The organism is Streptomyces sp. NPDC004721 (assembly GCF_053601495.1).
The window spans coordinates 1-16,395 of sequence record NZ_JBSGBZ010000099.1 but is presented as its reverse complement, the minus strand read 5'-3'; the positions used below and the strand labels follow the sequence as shown (position 1 = coordinate 16,395).

Here is a 16,395-nt window from a genome sequence, read left to right as displayed (position 1 = left end):
GGTTGGTGCTGGTCATGAGGGGGTGGTTCTCCTGTCGCGCCCTCTCAGGCTAACCCGGCGAAGCGGGATGTCTCACCCAAGGCTGACAGAGAGGGGCGACGGCACCTTCTATCAGCCAGCCACACCCGCTATCGCTTGACGAAAACCATAGCGGCACCTTTTCAGGGCCCGCATGTTCACCGAGTCGATCGCGCACCGGGACCAGTCCAGGTCGCCTCGGGAGCCGAGTCCGTCGAGGACCAGGCGGTGCAGCTTGGCCCAGACCCGGGCCTTTGACCACTCGGTGAACCTGCGGTGGGCCGTCGCCCCCGATGGCCCGAACGACGCCGCGGGAAGCTGCTGCCACGTACAGCCCGACGCTGCCAGGAAGCTCCCACAACTCGTCTGGCACCAGCCGCTCAACAATCCCCGCCATGACCAACTACTGGGCCAAATGAGATGATGTCTAAGCCGGAGCGTGCTGATCCTAACCTTCGACGAACGTGACGGTCTCGTCGAGCGGCGCCCGGCCCGTACGCCTGTAGCCCACCGTGACGTCCTCGAACCCGATCGACATGCCACAGAAGAGGATGAGCTCGTCCGGGGGTGACAGGATCTCCGCGACGGTCTTGCGATACACCGACCACGCCATCTGCGGGCAACTGTGCAGTCCTTCGGAGCGGAGTAGCAGCATGACGGTCTGTAGATACATGCCGACGTCGGACCATTGGGGCCGGCCCATGTCGCGGTCGATGTAGCAGAACAGGGCGGCGGGCGCGCCGAAACAGTCCCAGTTCGCGGAAGCGGCCCGCTGGCGCGCCTCCCAGTCCTCACGCGCAATGCCGAGTGCGCTGTAGCGCTCATGGCCGAAGGCGGATCGGCGCTCGTGGTACGGGGACTTCAGTGCGACCGGGTACATCTCGTACTCCCGCTCGTCCCAGGGGTCGCCTGCGGCCACGCGCTCGCCGGCGCGCCTCTTGAGCTCGGCCAGCGGCCGGCCGGTCAGCACGTAGGTACGCCACGGCTGGAGGTTCGACCCGGACGGCGCCCAGGCCGCAGCGGAGAGCACGCGCTCCAGCACCGCCCTCGGTACTTGCCGGCTGGTGAATCCGCGAACCGCTCGTCGGCTCGTGACCGCCTCATAGACGTCCAGGGTCGTCTACCTCCCTCATCTGCTCCGTGTGACCACTCGTGGACAGAAAACGGAAAGCCCAGTCCGCCCATCGGTACCGGTGCGTCCAACGCTGTGCGCCTGCGGTCGAATGATGCGACGTCGACCGGCAGGTCCCACCCGAGAGCCGCGCCGCACCCCGATGCGGAAGGCGTCGAGCTCGGCGGCGCGCGAGGCGGGCAGTTGGCGAGGTGGGCGACGGGGTGGCTCTTTGCGGTTTGCGCACCTCAGAGGGTGAGCGGGTCAGGAGAGCCAGTCGATGTAGCGGGTGGGGGTGAGGTGGGCGTGCTCGTCGGTGAGGACGTCGCCCTTGACGGCGGCGAACATGCCGGCGGTGGGGTCGGTGACGACCGTGCCGTTGTCGCCCTTGTGGGACAGGGTGATGCGACCCAGCTCGTCCAGGGAGAAGATCTCGGGGCCGGCGATGCCACCGCCTCGTCCAGTCCCTGGCCGCTGATGACGTCGACCCCGGTGGACTTCGAGTGGGGTACCGCCTCGTGCCCGGCGGCGTTCAGGTCAGTGACGACCTGCGATCCGATCAGCCCGGTACCGCCGATGACTGCGATCTTCATAGGGCGCCTTTCCTGAAATTATGTGAGAAATATGGCATATGCGCCTCAATCGGCTGAGGAGGGGCGGCGTCAGAGACCATCGACGAAGGTGACCGACGCCTCCCGGACCCAGGCTGCCGCGACCTTCCGCAGGGGCACCATCCTCGTGTTTTACACCGACGGTCTGATCGAACGCAGCGGCGAGGACATCGACAAGGGCCTCGCCCTGCTCGCCGACTCCCTGGCCCGCCACCGGGCAGACGATCTCGAAGCTCTCGCCGACGCCGTGCTCACCGACCTACTCCCACCCGGTGGCGCCACCGACGACACCGCCCTGGTCATCGTGCGCCTATGAACCCAGCCCACCGCTTCCGTGCACTCGGTCAGACCTCGCCGACGACAGTGCAGTGCCCCGTTTACGAATGGCGGCGTCACCGCGCCCGGGGGCAGACCTGGGGCCGTATCAGGCAACGTTTGCCCTGTTGTGAAGTGACGCGTGTCGATCTCGCGGGTCAGCCTTCGGAGGGACGCGGGGCGCGCAGGTGCGCCCGTTCCTTCAGCTCCTCCTCGTCGACCACCGTGAGCATCGGCTGACCCGGCGCGCACACCATGGTCACCACGAACTTGGTCGATGCGTCCGACAGGGCGTTGCCGTCCTGGTAGTGGATCACGTCACCGCCTGGCTCCCAGAACGTCCCACCGGCCTCGACGACACGCTCCGGCTCGCCCTCGAGCTCGAACCGGAGCGCGCCCTCCATGACATAGCCGAACGACGGGCCCGAGTGGCGATGCGGAGGGAGCCCGGGGTGACCGGGAGGCCACTCGACGAGAACGGTCATTCCCGAACCACCTTCGGGAAAGAAGGGCGGAGTGACTTCCTGCAGCAACTTGACTTCGGGCGGCAAGGAAATCTCGTTGGCGGTCCCGTGTTCTGGGTTCTTCTCTGACATGCACCACACCTCCGTAAGCCTGCCCGGAATAGACGACCTTGCGTCGGCCACCGCCGCAGGTGTACCGACCCACTCGTTCGGCGGTGACCACGTTCGCCGGTTCCTGGCTCACACAACTCGCTTCGCAATGAGGACAAGCCACAGCTCGTATCCGTGACAGGCGGTGTGCCTTCTGCCTGGCCCGAACGGTCTCGAGACCACCCTGCCTTCCGTCGGCAACCGCCACAATCCGGGAGCCAGCGGCGTCGAGACCGCATCGCACCATGCCATCGACAGGCATCTCGTGCCGTATCACGCAACCTTTCCCCTGTTCTGATGTGACGCGCCGCTGGGTGCTGGTGCAGGCGGTGCGTCACCATGAGTCTGTCGGCGACGGTGTCGAGCTGGGGATGTGACGCCTGGACTTCCCTGCTGAGCGCATCGACGCCGATACGGGCGCAGTCGGAGGGGTGAGGTTCGTGGATGTCAGTCGCGCGGGGATCGTCGAAGTGGAGTACTCGCACTTCAGCATCGGTGAGATGCGCGATCCTGGTTTCGACGCCGTGGAGGCGCGGGCGGACTTCGCCACGTCGGACGGGGCCTCGTCGTACCCGGCCAGATCGTGATCGTCTCCCGTGTGCAGGCGCACAGGGCGCCCGTCGTATTGTCCAGCGCTGCACCCGGCCAGGAGACGGTGCCGGGAGGTGACTGGCGGCTTGTCTCCACAATGTCCTACGCGCCTGTCTACGGGGGTCGGATGTACGCGTGCGACACCATGAACGGCGTCGCATCACCCGCCCCCGGACCGATGGAGGCGTTCGGCCAGAGCATCGAGCCGGGTGAGCCGGCCATTGATCTCGATCCGTCCCATGTTTATCGCGCCCAAGTATGGGCGCGGGGGCGGGAGGATTCGCGGGAACGGCACGAGGAGGCGATGCAGCGAGAGGCATGGGGCGCCAGCGAGGGCTTCGAGGAGTATGCGGTCGTATTCACTCCCGCAGGGGAGTAGGAGGCGCCCGTGCCGAGCGGTGAGCTCGGGCTGCGGGAGCGGTTCGCCAGGCAGCGAGCCGAGGAGGACGAGGTCGCTCGTCTGCTCGGACGCGAGTAGCCCCCCACCCTTTGGGGTGAGGGGCTACCGGACTGCTGGGTGCGTCAGTTACTTGTCGATGGCGACGTAGAACGAGTCCTTGTGCAGGATCCCGTCCTTCGTGTACCAGTCGCCGAGCTGGCTGCCGGCGCTGCGGTTCTGCGTCGAGTCGAGATACTTCACGGAGAAGTTAGGGCCCTAGCCAGCGCCCTCCCAAGTCGACGCGAACGGATACTCGTCACAGTCCAGGCCGTCCGTGTTCGACGGTTTGATCGTCGCGCACACCCTGTCCATCGCCGCCGTGTTCCTTTTCTTCTGCTCCCCAGCGGCGGTGTCCCACTTGTCGTACAGGCGTGAGAGCGTCTTGCCTGACGCGATAGAGCCCGGAATGAGCTTTCCGCTGACCTTGGGGTCCGTGAGTTCAGGGTGGGTCTGCGCCAGGTTGATGTGCCGCATAGGCGGCGGGGGTTCAGCCAGGCCACACGGTGTAGACGGCGCGGGCCGCTTGGGCCGTGGCGGGTATGCCAGTCCACTGCTCGCGGTAGCTCATCCCGGCAGGCAGGGTGTCGGGCACGTTGTCCGAAGGGCGGACAACGGTTTCCGGGCCGTGGCCCATGATCGACGTGGAGGCGGACGTTCCGACCAGCCGTGGATGGGCGTGGACATGAGCCATCCGGACGGTGCCACGGGCACGCTTCGAGCGCGCTACCTGGTCGGTACCGACGGAGCGAGCAGCACCGTCCGGCAGAGCCTGGGCATGCCATTCTCCGGCAAGTCGGCCATCCGCTCCGTGATGCTGGCCGATGTGCTGCTTGAGCGCGCCCCTGACGAAGCTTTCAATTTTGCCTCAAACGAGCATGGCTTTACCTTCTTCGCGCCGTTCGGGGACGGCTGGTACCGGGTCATTGCCTGGGACCGGCAACAGCAGCAGCTGCCCGACGATGCACCGGTCGCAGTGGAGGAAGTCCAGGACATCACGAGGCGAACCATTGGTGATGACCTCGGGATGCACTGGCTACGTTCACGACTTCGGGCAGCGTTTACTCACGACTTTGGGCGGCGGCCGGAGCGCGGCGGCGTTCGAATTGTCCGCGCGTTTCGACAGCACCGGATGCGGCAGAGTGCCTCGGGCAGCCTGGCACAGCAGCACGGCGATGCGGCTTCACCCGGCGCTCTCTGAGCCGATGTGGGCGAGCAGCGAAGCGGTGCCGTCCTCTGCGGCGATCCCGCGGGCGAGTTCGGCCGCGCGGCGGCGGTGGGCCGGCTCGGACAGGCAGGCCGTGATCGCGTCGCCGAGGGCTTCGGCGGTGAGGTTCTGCAACGGTACAGGCCGGGGGACAACTCCCAGCTCGTACAGCCGAGACGCCCAGAACGGCTGGTCGGCCATGACGGGAACGGGCACGGCGGGCACTCCGGCCCGTAGCCCGGCTGCGGTGGTGCCCGCCCCGGCGTGATGGACGACGGCGGCGGTGCGAGGGAACAGCCAGTCGTGCGGGACGTTGCCGATGGCCAGGACGTCGGCGCCGCAACCGTTCAAATCGGCCCATCCCGCCTGCACCACCGCCCGCGTACCTGCCCGCTTCACCGCCGCGGCCACTAGCTTGCTGAGCCGTTCCCCCTGTCCAGCCGCCATACTGCCGAACCCGATGAACACCGGGGGCGGACCGGCCTGGAGGAAGTCGACCAGTTCGACCGGGGGACGCCAGCCGTCCGGCCGCGCGGGCCACCAGTAGCCCGCCACTTCGACCCAGGCCGGCCAGTCCTCGGGGCGCGGCACTACCAGCGGGCTGAAGCCGTGGAAGACCGGCCGGATGTCCACCGGTGCCGAGGGCGCGCCGGCGGGCAGCCCGAGGCGGGCGCGCAGTCGGGCGACGGCGCCTGCGAAGACCCCTTCCGCGCGCCTCAGCACATCCCGGCCCGCGGCGAGGTTGTCCTCCGGCCCCAGGCCGTCGGTGCTCCGTGCGTTGGGCAGCGGGAACTGTCCGGTGGCGAACGCCGGTACGAGGTAGGTGCCGATGACAGGGATGCCGAACGCTTCGCCGGCCGTCCGGCTGAGCGGTGCCGGGCCGAAGGCCGTGAGCAGCAGGTCGGCTCCGCCCGCCGCGGCCTCCGCCACCCCATCGGCAAGCCCGTCCGCGTACGCCCTCGTCAGCGCCTGGGTCTCCTCCCGCGACGTCGCCCGGGCCCAGTCCCGGATCAGCCCCTGCGGGTCTCCCGGCACAGGCCGGTATTCGAGGCCGCACCCGCCGACGAGTGCCTCGAAGGATGGGTGAGCGGCCAAGGTGACTTGATGGCCTACGTCCAGCAGGCGCCGCCCCAGTCCTGTGAAGGGCGCGACGTCTCCCCGTGAACCGGCGGTGATGATCAGGATTCGCATGGAGCGATTCTCCTCGGCGGCCGTCCGGCCACCGTCGCCTGCCACGGAGATCCCTCAGCCCACCTGACTGCTGCGACCCCGAGTCGATGCGTGCTGTCGTTACTCATGAACATCGAACACCTACACGTTGGCGTGCTGCTCAAAGTCGCGTACATCCGCTGTCGGAAGTCGTGAACAAAGCCAACCACACAGCACTGGCAGCACTGCGTACGGCCCGATCCGCCGCGCGCGAGGTCGCCTGGCTGCAGGCCGCCGAGACCAACTGCGGCATACTCGCGGCCCAAGCAGGCGGGCGCGACCTGACCGGGCTGATCGCTGTGGCCGCAGATGCCCAACGGCAGCCGGAGCCTGGGCAGGCCACGTTCCCGAGGCCGCCCTGCGGGACTCGGACGGCCTCGCAGGACGGCCTCAGGTGACATGGACAGGCTGACGTGACGCTAGTAGCCGATGGTGAAGCGCGACCGCTCGTGCGCCGGACTTTCGAGCTCGTCGACCAGGGCCACAGCGTAGTCCTGGGTAGATACCCGGCTGTTGCCTTGCACGTCCTTGATGAGGCTGTCGCCGCCCAGCCGGAACACCCCGGTGCGTACCCCGGGCTCGATCTCCATGGGCGGGCTGAAATACGTCCAGTTGATGTCAGACGCTCGCAGCGCGTCGAGGGCCTTGACATGCGATTCGGCGATCGGAACGAGCTCCTGCGGCCAGTGGCCGGAGTCGAGGACCGTGACGCCGGGTGAGAACTCGAGCGAGCCGCATCCACCCACCACGATCAGCCGGGGGACGCCGGTCCTGCGCACCGCGGTGATCAAGCGCTCCGTGGCGCGGGGCAGCTGATCGGTGTCGTCGCGCGGGGGCGCGTAGGCGCTCACGACGGCATCCGCCCCGGTGATGGTTGCCGCGATCCGGTCCGCACTGCTCAGGTCGTCGCGGACGCGCTCGATATTCTCGGGAAGCTTGTCGGGGTTGCGCACGACCGCTGTGACCTGGTGTCCGCGGCTGCGGAGTTCGTCGAGGACGGGACGTCCGATTTGGCCGGACGCGCCGTAGAGGATGACGTGCACGGTAGGGCTCCTTACGGGATGGGGGTTTTGTCCCTGCGACTGCCGAACGCTCACCGGGCTGGGTGCCGAGCCTGGAGCGTAGAGGGCGGGGCGACACTGACGAAGATCACTGCAGGCTCAACCGGCCGCGTCGGTGAGTTCCTCGACCTCCTAGGCGCTCAGGCGCAACGCGAGGGGCGTGCTGGGCACGCGGTTACAGGCTGAGGAGCACACGGCCGAAGGGCCGCCCTCGATGAGGTGGCGCTGCGCCTCGCCGGCCTGCTCGAGCGGGAAGGCGCGGTCGACGAGGGGCGTGATCTCCTTACGGGCGACCAGGTCCAGGAGCTTGGTGTTGGCTGTGTTCATCTGCTCCTGGGTGAACAGGGCGAACAGGAAGCCGTGCACATGGGCCGCCTTCCAGATCAGGTCCGTGACGTTGATGTCGGCCTGCATGCCGGCGGAGTAGCCGATGCTGATGAGGGTGCCCCCCTGGGCGAGCGCGCCCAGGGCCTGCCCGGTGATGGGCCCGGCCACACCGTCGAGGACGACGTCGACACCCTTGCCGTCGGTGAGCCGGGCGACTCCGTCGCGCAGCGATTCGCGGCTGAGGTCGATGACCTCGTATCCGGCCGTCCGGCTCTGCTCTGACTTGGACGTGGAGGTGGCGGTTGTGATCGCGAGCGATGCGCCCAACCGGGCGATCTCGGCGCCGCCCTGGCCCACCGCGCCGCCGCTTCCGGGGGCGAGTACGGTGCCACCCGGCTGGAATCCGGCCAGCGCGGTGGGTGCGAGGTACGCGGTCAGGTAGCCGACGCCAGTGGATAGCGCCGCGGCTGTGGTGTCGTCGATCCCGTCCGGGACGGCCACCAGATGGGCCGGGTCGACCGCGACGTACTCGGCCCAGGTACCGTCCGCGGCGATGCCGTAGCGGCCGACGCTGATCATGACCCGGGTGGCCGCCGCCGGACCGCCATCACCGGGCTCCTCGACCGTCCCGACGCCCATGCCTCCTGGGGTGACCGGGAAGGGCTTGACCCCGCCGCGCTTGCCCCTGCGCACGGTGTCGTCCAACGGCTGGATGCCGGCCAGCGTCAGCCGGACAAGGGCCTGTGCGCTCTGAGGCGCAGGCCTGGGGGCGTCCACCAGGTGGAGGACTTCGTAGTTGCCGAACCGGTCGTATTGGATTGCTCGCATCGTCATGGCCTCCAGGTGTCCGCTCGTGAGGGGCGATGCGCTTTCGCGCGGCGCACGCCGTCGAGGAGCGATCACGAGCAGCGGGCCCAGATGTCCTCTGGAGCAGCTGACTTCCCGGTGTTCCCCGTGATTCCCCGCACGATCTGGCACGCGTCTGGCACGATCCCTTCGTCCCGAAGTAACTGCAACGGGCCTCGATCGAGGGTGGATGGGCAGCTGACCTGCCGCGATGGTTCGCGGCCGCCCGCGCTTGTTCGGCGCTGTTCGCTAGCGTCGGGTGCGCTGCGGCACAGTGCGTCTACGACACCGTGGAAGCGGACGGCATTAGGTTGCCCAGCAAACGCCGGGCCCGCCTTAGCGATGCGGACAACCGCCCGATTCTGGAACAGACGATGGTCTCCCTCGACCGGCGCTCGGTTCACTGGGCGTTGGCCAGCCAACGCAGCGCGCTGAGGCTCGGCAGGAAGAAGTACTCTCCGCCGCGGGTGATGACAAAACGCTCTACGCCGTGCAGGCGGCGCCGGATGGGGTGCTGCGGGATCGTGAAGATGCCCGTGCCGTCGTTGTCGCCCGTGAGCAGGTCCTTCTCCTGGTCGAGGCCGGTGAAATGGCCGTCGTTCAGCCATTGCGACTTCACGAATTCAAACTGGCGGTCGAGGTGTGAGCCGATGAAGACGAAGACGATGCCACGGTCGGCGCCATCGTCGTCCAGGATGCCGGCCGACAGCGGGGGGCCGTAGTTGGTGCCCCGTCGAATCATGCGGTGCAGGCGGATGTCGCCGATGATCTCCGAGTCGCGCGGGTTGGCTCGCCTGGCGTGGGCGCCGTGGGGGCAGATCGCGCCACGCGGATCGGACTCGTAGCGGAAGTCGTTGTTGCGCTGGTCGTCCGCCCCCAGGGCCGGGTCGTCGTGCTCGGGCGCCAGGATCAAGGGGGCACCGCTCTGCCAGCGGCCCACGATCTTGGCGGCGAGCAGCGACTCTTCCTCCGGGTTTCCGGAGTTGTCGTGGAGATACCGGCGGAAGGCCACGACGCGTGTGTGCAGCTTCCGCCAGGCCACGAAGGTGCCGTTGCGGCCCAGCTCGGCCGGCTGCGGCATCGGCGGCAGGTTTCCGGTCTCGTCGGGATAGCCGAGCACGAATTCGCCTGCCTTGAGCACGGAACCGTCACCGGGCGGAGCCTCGGCGCCGCTGCCTTCGATCGTGGGGTTGCCGATGCCGTCCTTGTAGCCGAAGCTGGTGCGCCCGGTGGACAGCTGGTAGAAGTCCTGCCGATGGACGACCTGAACACCGGGAAGCTGCGCGTGGGCCTTGCGCGCACGTTCGAGGACGACCGCCAATGACTCCTGGTCGGCGGCCAGGAGGGACAGCACGACGTGCACCTGGCCGGTACCGAAGGGCGGCTCCCAGCGTGCGGGCGCGCTCTCCCCGGTGTCACCGATGAACTCGGCGCGCGCCGCCATGCCCTGCCGAAACTCCTCAGGGAAGGTGTTCAGGGCAGCCGGTGGGACCTGGAGCGCCGCGAGCCCTCGATACGTCAGTCCGGCGTTGAGGAGCGCGGGCAGGTCCGGTTGCCACCAGTTGGCAGCGGAGTCGACCAGCTCGGCCAGACGCCCCATCAACTCACGCCCGGCGCCTGGATCGTCCACACGCAGCAGGATGTAGGTGCCGACGTACGGTGACGGCCGGTTGCGCAGCACGATGCCCTGAATCTCGTCCAGCTGCAGCGGTGGGGCTTCAGTCGCTGTCATGACATCCTTCCGGTCGCATATCGGCGACTTTGTACCAATCGCCGCTACTGTTGACGCTGTCCGACACGGCACATCGCGCGATTGACGAGCGCCTGGGCGCGCGGGGTCGCTCGAAGGGCAAGGTTCCACCGCGCGAGCCGAAGCGCTCGCTGGGGATCGCCGCCGACGGTCAGCCAGAACTCCGCCGCGTGATCGGCGTAGGCCTCGGGGTGGCGCGCCATCAGCTCCTCGTAGCGCGCGGCAGCGTGGGCACGCCAGGTTCGAGCCTCCGCCGGTGCCTCGAACCTGTCCAGGAGGCGGGCAAGCCGGGTCGCGTAGTCGGGATCGTCACTGGCGAGAGCCAGCCGACGCAGGCGCTGTGTCGCCACGGGCGTCCTACCTTCGGCGGCGTCGGTCTCAGCGAGGTGACCTTGAACCGGCACGTAGGACGGCAGTCGGCGGGCGGCCGACTCCAGCCAGATACGCGCGCTCACCAGGCTGCCCTGGGCAAGCCACATCTGCCCGCACTGGAATTCGAGGACCGCCGGCGGAAAAGGGCTGACCCCGCGATAGGTGCGTCTCGCCGCCAAAAACCACCTCTCGGCCTCGTCTGCCTCGCCGCTCTCGGCATGACAGCGGGCCATGGCGCCGAGGGTGCTGAAGTCCTGCCCTCTCGACAGCGCCTGTCGATGTAGCGTGAGCGCTTCTTCGTACCGCCCGACCGCCTGACAGACGGCTGCCCGCTCCTCGTCCATGCTTCGCCGATCGAACCCCAGCGCGGCCGCCGCGTCCAGATCGTCCAGCGCCGCCGCGAACCGGTGGAAGAGGCTCGACAGTCTGGCGCGCGCCACAAGCGAGCGAGGATCGCGCGGCGCCTGGTCAACGAACCTCTCGGCCAGCGATGCCGCGCGCTCGGCCTGGTCGATGCGGCCCAGTACGTGCCCGCGCAGGACGGTCAGCTCCACCAGCTCGCCCCAGACGTCAGCGGTGAGTCTTCCCCGTGTCGCCTGCAACGTCAGTCCTTCGATGCGGGCGTCGAGGTTGCCCATGGCGATGACGCCGGCCGTCGTGGGAGGCCCGCCCGCAAGGTCGGGCCCTCCGGCATGGGTGGCCGCCAGGGAACTGCTCATCAGCTTGCGGCGGCCGTCGGGACGGAAACGGGTTCGGGCGGGTTGGGGTTGGGCGGTGCCAGGTACGGGAACTCGCGCGAAGCCGGGACGGTCCCGTCGACGCCGTCGCTCACGCGCGGGCCATGGCCCGCGTGATGACCTTCTTGATGACCCACCTGACGACGTCCGCGGCGGAGTTGATGACGTCGCCCAGAACGCTGTCCCAGACCGCCTTCCACGCCTTACTGACCGCCTTGGCGCCGACCTGGCCGACCTTGTCACACAAGGGGCCGTCACCGGTGATGGAGCCCGCCCGACCGGGCGACGTGATGGTTCCCGTGATGGTGCCGAGAATGGGACCCGTGGCGATCCGGCATGCCCCGTTGATGGCTCCGCCTATGATCCCGTCCGCAGCCGCCGCGGGCTGGGGAGCGGACACCGAGACCCCGAACACCGCGACCAGCGCCAGCAGCAGAACCGCCAGCCGACGCCTCACGACGCCTCACGGATCGCGGTCCACCCGGCGTCGTTGAAGTCCTCGTCGCCTGGGGCGACGATCTTCGGCTCAGTCTGCTTCGCGGCGTCCTGCTGGGCGCGCGTAGTGGCCGCTCCGGACAGCTTCCAGTCGCCGTCCTCCCACACCACAGCGTTCAGAGTGCGGGTGTACGAGCTCGACTCCTTGGCCGTCTCGCCGTTTTTCTGGGTGGCGCGGGCCAGCAGCCACACACTGACCTCATCGCTCGACTTCTTGATGACCTTGTAGCCGATCACGGTGTTGCGCATGTACGCCCCGGATGGCAGCGGACTGCCGGGCTTCACGCCCATCTCCTGGGCAAGGTTCTTGTCCGTCTGCAGGGCCTGTTGCTCGATCAGCTTGGCGTTGTTGGACGCCTCGCTGCTGCTGGCCCGGATGCTGGTGCCCGAGCCGATGCGGCCCGGCTGGTCCGCGAGTCTGCGGATGGCGGCCTCCCGCATGCCGCACATGCGTCTGCTGGACGTGGACACGCGGATGGAACAGGTCGCGGCGAAACCGGTGATCGTGCCGGACACCGTCGTCATCGACGGCGGGAAGGTGTTCATCTCAGACACCTTCGTCCGGGCCTGCGAACGGCTCGGCATCTCGGTGCAGCGGGCACGTCCGCGCACGCCGACCGACAAGGCGATCGTGGAGGCCACCTTCTCCTCGGTCAACACCCTGTTCACCCAGCACCTGGCCGGCTACACCGGCCGGGACGTCTCCCGCCGCGGCGAACGGGTCGAGGACCAGGCCGTCTGGACCGTTCCGGAGCTTCAGGACCTGCTGGATGAGTGGCTGCTGGCCGGGTGGCAAGCCAGGCCACACAGCGCTCTGCGCGACCCGTTCCGTACGAAGAGGGCGATGTCGCCGAACGACAAGTACGCCTCGCTGGTGGCGGCCTGCGGCTACCTGCCGCTCGTGCTGCGCGGCGAGGACTACCTGGAGTTGCTGCCGGTGGCCTGGCGGGCGATCAACGACTACGGCATCCAGATCAGTTACCGCACCTACGACAGCCCCGACCTGGGGCCGCACCGGCGCGAGCACTCCGGGATCACCGCCAAGCGCGGTCTGTGGGAGGTGCACTACGACCCCTACGACCTGTCCCAGGTGTTCGTCCGAACACCGGACGGCTGGGTCACCGCGCCCTGGACGCAGTGGCCGCTGGTCAACGCACCGTTCGCGGACTTCACCTGGCAACACGCGCGCCGCCTGGCGGCCGAGGCCGGGCTGGACGACACCAACGAGACGGCCATCGCCCGCGTCCTGGACGAGCTGCTCACCCGCGCCGAGCACGGCCCGGACACCCGGTCGGCCAAGGTGGCCGCTCGCACCCGCACTGCCCGTCCCGTCCCCGCGCCCGCCGCGGCACCCGAGACCGAGCACCGCACGGAGCCAGAGCCCGAGGTCCAGCAGCCCGCGGCGGCGGTGGAGTTCGGGCTCTTCGACGCGCACGCAGAAGCCGAGAGGTGGCTATGAACACGCCCTCCCCATCCGTCCCGGACTCGGAGGCTCCGCCGGACAACCCACTGACCAGCAAGGAGGGCTGGCGTCACTTCGTCGACCACGAGCCGGTCCCGCCCCGGCCGCTGACCGCCGCCGAACGGGCGGCGCTGAGTCCGCGGGAACGGGTGCGTGAGGACGAACGGCGTCGCGAGTATCACGCCGATCTGCCGATGGTGCACACCCCGGTCATCCGCAAGGTCACCACCACTTCCCGGTTGCTGATCCAGCTCAACCGAAACCAGATCTCCGCCCGCCGCGGCGTGATCCTCTCCGGCGCCTCCGGCACCGGGAAGACGACCGCCCTGACCCAGCTCGGGCGGGCTCACGAGCTCGCCGTCCGCAAGCGGCACTCCCATGACCGCAACCGGCTCCCGGTCCTCTACGTCACCGTCCCGCCCGCGGCGACACCGAAGATGCTCGCGATGGAGTTCGCCCGCTTCTTCGGGCTGACCTTCCCCTCCCGGGCCAACGTCACCGACATCGTCGACGCCGTCTGCGCAACGGCCGCCCATGTCCGTGTCGACCTGGTGCTCGTCGACGAGATCCACAACCTGACCCTCGCCACCCGCTCCGGGGCCGAAGCATCCGACCATCTGAAGTACTTCGCCGAACGACTGCCCGCGACCTTCGCCTACGCCGGCATCAACGTCGAGTCCAAGGGCCTGTTCAAGGGCACCCGGGGAGAGCAGATCGCCGGACGCTTCGTCGTCATCCCCGCCGCCCCCTTCACTCACGCCACCGCCGAGGACCAGGACGCCTGGCGGGCCCTGGTAGGCACCCTGGAATCCACACTCCGGCTGCGCCACCACACACCCGGCGCGCTGGCCGGGCTGAGCGAGTACCTCTACCACCGCACGGGCGGCATGATCGGCAGCCTCTCCCAGGTCATCCGCGGCGCGGCCGTCCTCGCCATCGAGGACGAGAGCGAGCGCATCACCGAGGACCTCCTCCAGGCCGTCCCCGTCGACTACGCGGCCGAGCAGTCCGAGAAGCGCACCGCTCCCGCCAGGCCCGCGAGGAAACGGAGGCACGTGGTCTGATGCCCATCCGCCGACTGCCCGATCCCGTTCCACCCGCCCGGCACGAGATCCCCGCCTCCTACATCGGACGCTTGGCCACCCTTCACGGCCTCGATATCAACGACCTCTGGACACAGGTCACCGAGCGCGAGAGGTCCGGCAGCATGCGCCGCGTCGTCGTCCCCGAACGCCTCTCCGCGCTCACCGGGCGCACCGTCCACGCCCTCGCCGGAGCCCTGCCCGAACTGCGCACACCACGGCCCGACTGGACGATGTTCCGCCACCAGCCCCAGACCGGCTGCCACCGCTGCGACGCCCGGCACCCCGGCGGCAAGGTGACCCGGCTCCTGCCCCACCACCGCTACGTCTGCCTGCGCCACCGCACCTGGATCGGCCCGCCCGACATCGACCACCCCGCCGTCGACCTCACCCGGCTCCCCGAAGTCGTCGACGCCCAGCGCAAACACCTGCGCATCCTCAGCCGCTACGGCTGGCAGGCCACCTACGACGCCGTGCTCAGCGGCCTCATGCTCTGCGCTCACATCTGGTCCGTCGACGGCTACCCGGTCCCATTCGGCACCTGGGACGCCTGGGACGACCGCATCGACCTCCTCATCCCGTTCGACCGAGAGAAGCAGGAGTACATCGGCTACAGCACCTCGCGGATGTTCGCAGCGGTCTATCCCGAGGCCGTTGCTCTGGCACCCCTGATCGCCTCACCCCACTGGCGGCAGCTGGCCGACGGCACCAAGGCCGAGCAAGCCCGCTTCTTCACGGAGATCAGCAACCGCATCACCTACCCCTACAGCCCGCCCGACCGCAAGGGGGACGCCATCGCGCACTGGTCCCTCGCCGACTCCTGGCGCCCGCCCAGCCAACCCCTGACGGCCTACACGCCCGGCCGGATGCACGGCAAGCTCTCCGGCCTCGCAGCGAACCGGCTCGCCCGTCACGAAAAAGGCGCGATGTGGTTCAGCCGCACCCGCAAGGACCAGGGCCGCACACTCCTCTTCCACAGCCACCTCAAACCGGTCCTCCTGCGTGACCGCGAACACCGATACGAGAAGTGGGAAGGAACCATCTGGCACAGCACACGCACCGACGAACTCATGCGCAGAGAGGTCGCGGACATGCGCCGAGCTTCCGACGCCAGGGACTGAGAGTCCGGTGTTTATACCTTGCTCGCGACCACCATGTAGTTCTCGGCCTTAAGATCGAACGTGCTCAGTTCCGTCTGGAGTCCGACCCGGTGCAGCTCGACTTCGAGTTCCTCGTACCGGTAGGGCCAGCAGGACAGCAGTTCCGAGCGGACAAGAACCAACCCGGTCGCATCAACTTGCGCGATCGCAAAGTCGATGTGGTGCTCCTCCTCCCAATGCGGCGCAATCTCCCAGCGGTAGACCACGACGGCATCGCGACCGTTCCGGCGGACGAGTCGGTCACTGATCTCCAGCCGGGAACCTCTGGCCCTCACGAGTTCCCAAGTGCGGGATGTGAGTACCAAGCGCCCGCCGGGGCGCAGAAGCCGTGACATCGACTCCAGAGCAGCACCCCTGCCTGTCGCGCCCGTGGCATGGTGAAGCGAGTTGCCAACGCAGAACACCATGTCGAACGTGTTGTCCTGGAAGTGGTCGGGCAACTCTTCCCAGTTCGCCCGTACGGCCCGGACGGATGCCCCGAACTCCTCAGACAACTCTGCAGTCCGACGAACCATCGCCTCGCTGGCGTCAGTTGCGACAACCTGCATGCCACGACCGGCGAGGCCAACCGCCAACTGTCCGGTTCCGCACGAACAGTCGAGGACCTGAGCGTTCGACGGCAGGAGATTGAGGACGTCGTCGAACGACGCAGCGAACTCGGCTGGAGGCAACTTCGCATCCGAGATGAGCCATTCGTACACCTCGGCAAGCACGCCATAACCTGTCACAACCACTACCTCCGTCACGCGGCAGACTCACGGTCAGTCCATCAGGGGAGCAAGCCGGGCACCAATGGTTTTCGCAAGCCCCCGCCTGCCGCAGCAGCGGACGGAAAACGAAGAGTCAATCTGCACAAAACCTGATGGCACAGCGCAACCCATCTCTTCGCCCCGCAGCTAGTGTCCTGCGCCGGGAATTCGATCAAGATATGTGGCGAGGCGTTGCAGGATCTCGTCGGCGTCCTTCGTCCAGACGAAGGGCTTCGGGTCCT

The 16,395-nt window shown here is 68.2% G+C and carries 17 protein-coding genes and 3 pseudogenes; 7 read left to right on the top strand and 13 right to left on the bottom strand.

Annotation, left to right across the window (positions count from 1 at the left end; all coding sequences use genetic code 11):
* Nucleotides 1–159: 159 nt before the first annotated feature.
* From ACWEK3_RS40300 to ACWEK3_RS40290, 3 genes and pseudogenes are all read right to left on the bottom strand, one after another.
* Nucleotides 160–369 (bottom strand): annotated as a pseudogene (locus tag ACWEK3_RS40300) (transposase); the annotation flags it as partial.
* 97 nt (nt 370–466) lie between these two features.
* Nucleotides 467–1,132 (bottom strand): nitroreductase, encoded by a 666-nt coding sequence (locus tag ACWEK3_RS40295; protein WP_453252046.1) that lies wholly within the window; start codon nt 1,130–1,132, stop codon nt 467–469.
* A gap of 261 nt (nt 1,133–1,393) precedes the next feature.
* Nucleotides 1,394–1,722: pseudogene (locus ACWEK3_RS40290) on the bottom strand (hypothetical protein).
* A gap of 103 nt (nt 1,723–1,825) precedes the next feature.
* Here ACWEK3_RS40290 and ACWEK3_RS40285 point away from each other — a divergent pair.
* Nucleotides 1,826–2,056, top strand: a pseudogene (locus tag ACWEK3_RS40285) (SpoIIE family protein phosphatase); the annotation flags it as partial.
* Nucleotides 2,057–2,213: 157 nt separating this feature from the next.
* On the opposite strand, the gene ACWEK3_RS40280 reads toward ACWEK3_RS40285, so the two are convergent.
* Nucleotides 2,214–2,651 (bottom strand): cupin domain-containing protein, encoded by a 438-nt coding sequence (locus ACWEK3_RS40280; protein WP_450546994.1) that lies wholly within the window; start codon nt 2,649–2,651, stop codon nt 2,214–2,216.
* Nucleotides 2,652–3,109: 458 nt separating this feature from the next.
* On the opposite strand from ACWEK3_RS40280, the gene ACWEK3_RS40275 reads away from it, so the two are divergent.
* On the top strand, nt 3,110–3,256 hold the full coding sequence (locus ACWEK3_RS40275) for a hypothetical protein (protein ID WP_450546995.1): 147 nt from the start codon (nt 3,110–3,112) through the stop codon (nt 3,254–3,256).
* Between the two features lie 149 nt (nt 3,257–3,405).
* Nucleotides 3,406–3,639 carry a hypothetical protein gene (locus ACWEK3_RS40270; protein ID WP_453252044.1) on the top strand — a complete coding sequence of 78 codons (234 nt, stop codon included), beginning with the start codon at nt 3,406–3,408 and terminating at the stop codon, nt 3,637–3,639.
* A gap of 276 nt (nt 3,640–3,915) precedes the next feature.
* Here ACWEK3_RS40270 and ACWEK3_RS40265 read toward each other — a convergent pair whose 3' ends face one another.
* Nucleotides 3,916–4,173: a NucA/NucB deoxyribonuclease domain-containing protein gene (locus tag ACWEK3_RS40265; protein WP_453252043.1), complete on the bottom strand. Its 258-nt coding sequence runs from the start codon at nt 4,171–4,173 to the stop codon at nt 3,916–3,918.
* Nucleotides 4,174–4,381: 208 nt separating this feature from the next.
* On the opposite strand from ACWEK3_RS40265, the gene ACWEK3_RS40260 reads away from it, so the two are divergent.
* On the top strand, nt 4,382–4,897 hold the full coding sequence (locus ACWEK3_RS40260) for an FAD-dependent monooxygenase (RefSeq protein ID WP_390877916.1): 516 nt from the start codon (nt 4,382–4,384) through the stop codon (nt 4,895–4,897).
* Here ACWEK3_RS40260 and ACWEK3_RS40255 read toward each other — a convergent pair.
* The 7 genes from ACWEK3_RS40255 to ACWEK3_RS40225 form a co-directional block, all read right to left on the bottom strand.
* Nucleotides 4,880–6,094 carry a glycosyltransferase gene (locus ACWEK3_RS40255; RefSeq protein WP_453252042.1) on the bottom strand — a complete coding sequence of 405 codons (1,215 nt, stop codon included), beginning with the start codon at nt 6,092–6,094 and terminating at the stop codon, nt 4,880–4,882. The two genes, ACWEK3_RS40260 and ACWEK3_RS40255, sit on opposite strands and share 18 nt — an antisense overlap.
* A gap of 437 nt (nt 6,095–6,531) precedes the next feature.
* Nucleotides 6,532–7,155, bottom strand: a complete 624-nt coding sequence (locus tag ACWEK3_RS40250) for an NAD(P)-dependent oxidoreductase (protein ID WP_450546999.1) — start codon at nt 7,153–7,155, stop codon at nt 6,532–6,534.
* A 150-nt stretch (nt 7,156–7,305) separates the two neighbouring features.
* A complete protein-coding gene (locus tag ACWEK3_RS40245; protein ID WP_453252041.1) occupies nt 7,306–8,328 on the bottom strand; it encodes a quinone oxidoreductase family protein in 1,023 nt (340 codons plus the stop codon).
* Between the two features lie 418 nt (nt 8,329–8,746).
* Nucleotides 8,747–10,078, bottom strand: coding sequence for a Dyp-type peroxidase (locus tag ACWEK3_RS40240; protein ID WP_453252040.1), 1,332 nt, complete (start codon nt 10,076–10,078; stop codon nt 8,747–8,749).
* A 44-nt stretch (nt 10,079–10,122) separates the two neighbouring features.
* Nucleotides 10,123–11,187, bottom strand: coding sequence for a tetratricopeptide repeat protein (locus tag ACWEK3_RS40235; protein ID WP_450547002.1), 1,065 nt, complete (start codon nt 11,185–11,187; stop codon nt 10,123–10,125).
* 109 nt (nt 11,188–11,296) lie between these two features.
* Entirely contained in the window at nt 11,297–11,662 is a 366-nt protein-coding gene (locus ACWEK3_RS40230) for a hypothetical protein (protein WP_450547003.1), read from the bottom strand.
* Nucleotides 11,659–12,141: a hypothetical protein gene (locus ACWEK3_RS40225; protein ID WP_450547004.1), complete on the bottom strand. Its 483-nt coding sequence runs from the start codon at nt 12,139–12,141 to the stop codon at nt 11,659–11,661. The genes ACWEK3_RS40230 and ACWEK3_RS40225 overlap by 4 nt, the downstream gene beginning before the upstream one ends.
* On the opposite strand from ACWEK3_RS40225, the gene ACWEK3_RS40220 reads away from it, so the two are divergent.
* From ACWEK3_RS40220 to ACWEK3_RS40210, 3 genes are read left to right on the top strand one after another with little or no spacing between them, the layout of a single operon-like run.
* Nucleotides 12,140–13,159, top strand: coding sequence for a Mu transposase C-terminal domain-containing protein (locus ACWEK3_RS40220; RefSeq protein ID WP_450547005.1), 1,020 nt, complete (start codon nt 12,140–12,142; stop codon nt 13,157–13,159). The genes ACWEK3_RS40225 and ACWEK3_RS40220 overlap by 2 nt on opposite strands.
* Entirely contained in the window at nt 13,156–14,226 is a 1,071-nt protein-coding gene (locus ACWEK3_RS40215) for a TniB family NTP-binding protein (RefSeq protein WP_450547006.1), read from the top strand. Before ACWEK3_RS40220 ends, ACWEK3_RS40215 begins: the two co-directional genes overlap by 4 nt.
* On the top strand, nt 14,226–15,365 hold the full coding sequence (locus ACWEK3_RS40210) for a hypothetical protein (RefSeq protein WP_453252039.1): 1,140 nt from the start codon (nt 14,226–14,228) through the stop codon (nt 15,363–15,365). Before ACWEK3_RS40215 ends, ACWEK3_RS40210 begins: the two co-directional genes overlap by 1 nt.
* Before the next feature lie 11 nt (nt 15,366–15,376).
* Here the strand turns inward: ACWEK3_RS40210 and ACWEK3_RS40205 are convergent, their stop codons facing one another.
* Nucleotides 15,377–16,132 (bottom strand): class I SAM-dependent methyltransferase, encoded by a 756-nt coding sequence (locus ACWEK3_RS40205; protein ID WP_453252045.1) that lies wholly within the window; start codon nt 16,130–16,132, stop codon nt 15,377–15,379.
* Nucleotides 16,133–16,395 lie beyond the last annotated feature (263 nt).

What these genes read in the sequence shown, in the direction of transcription:
- ACWEK3_RS40260 (WP_390877916.1), top strand. Translation starts at nt 4,382, where the DNA reads ATGAGCCATCCGGACGGTGCCACGGGCACGCTTCGAGCGCGCTACCTG.
- ACWEK3_RS40235 (WP_450547002.1), bottom strand. Translation starts at nt 11,187, where the DNA reads ATGAGCAGTTCCCTGGCGGCCACCCATGCCGGAGGGCCCGACCTTGCG.
- ACWEK3_RS40215 (WP_450547006.1), top strand. Translation starts at nt 13,156, where the DNA reads ATGAACACGCCCTCCCCATCCGTCCCGGACTCGGAGGCTCCGCCGGAC.
- ACWEK3_RS40270 (WP_453252044.1), top strand. Translation starts at nt 3,406, where the DNA reads ATGAACGGCGTCGCATCACCCGCCCCCGGACCGATGGAGGCGTTCGGC.
- ACWEK3_RS40225 (WP_450547004.1), bottom strand. Translation starts at nt 12,141, where the DNA reads ATGCGGGAGGCCGCCATCCGCAGACTCGCGGACCAGCCGGGCCGCATC.
- ACWEK3_RS40210 (WP_453252039.1), top strand. Translation starts at nt 14,226, where the DNA reads ATGCCCATCCGCCGACTGCCCGATCCCGTTCCACCCGCCCGGCACGAG.
- ACWEK3_RS40245 (WP_453252041.1), bottom strand. Translation starts at nt 8,328, where the DNA reads ATGCGAGCAATCCAATACGACCGGTTCGGCAACTACGAAGTCCTCCAC.
- ACWEK3_RS40255 (WP_453252042.1), bottom strand. Translation starts at nt 6,094, where the DNA reads ATGCGAATCCTGATCATCACCGCCGGTTCACGGGGAGACGTCGCGCCC.
- ACWEK3_RS40220 (WP_450547005.1), top strand. Translation starts at nt 12,140, where the DNA reads ATGCCGCACATGCGTCTGCTGGACGTGGACACGCGGATGGAACAGGTC.
- ACWEK3_RS40240 (WP_453252040.1), bottom strand. Translation starts at nt 10,078, where the DNA reads ATGACAGCGACTGAAGCCCCACCGCTGCAGCTGGACGAGATTCAGGGC.
- ACWEK3_RS40265 (WP_453252043.1), bottom strand. Translation starts at nt 4,173, where the DNA reads ATGCGGCACATCAACCTGGCGCAGACCCACCCTGAACTCACGGACCCC.
- ACWEK3_RS40280 (WP_450546994.1), bottom strand. Translation starts at nt 2,651, where the DNA reads ATGTCAGAGAAGAACCCAGAACACGGGACCGCCAACGAGATTTCCTTG.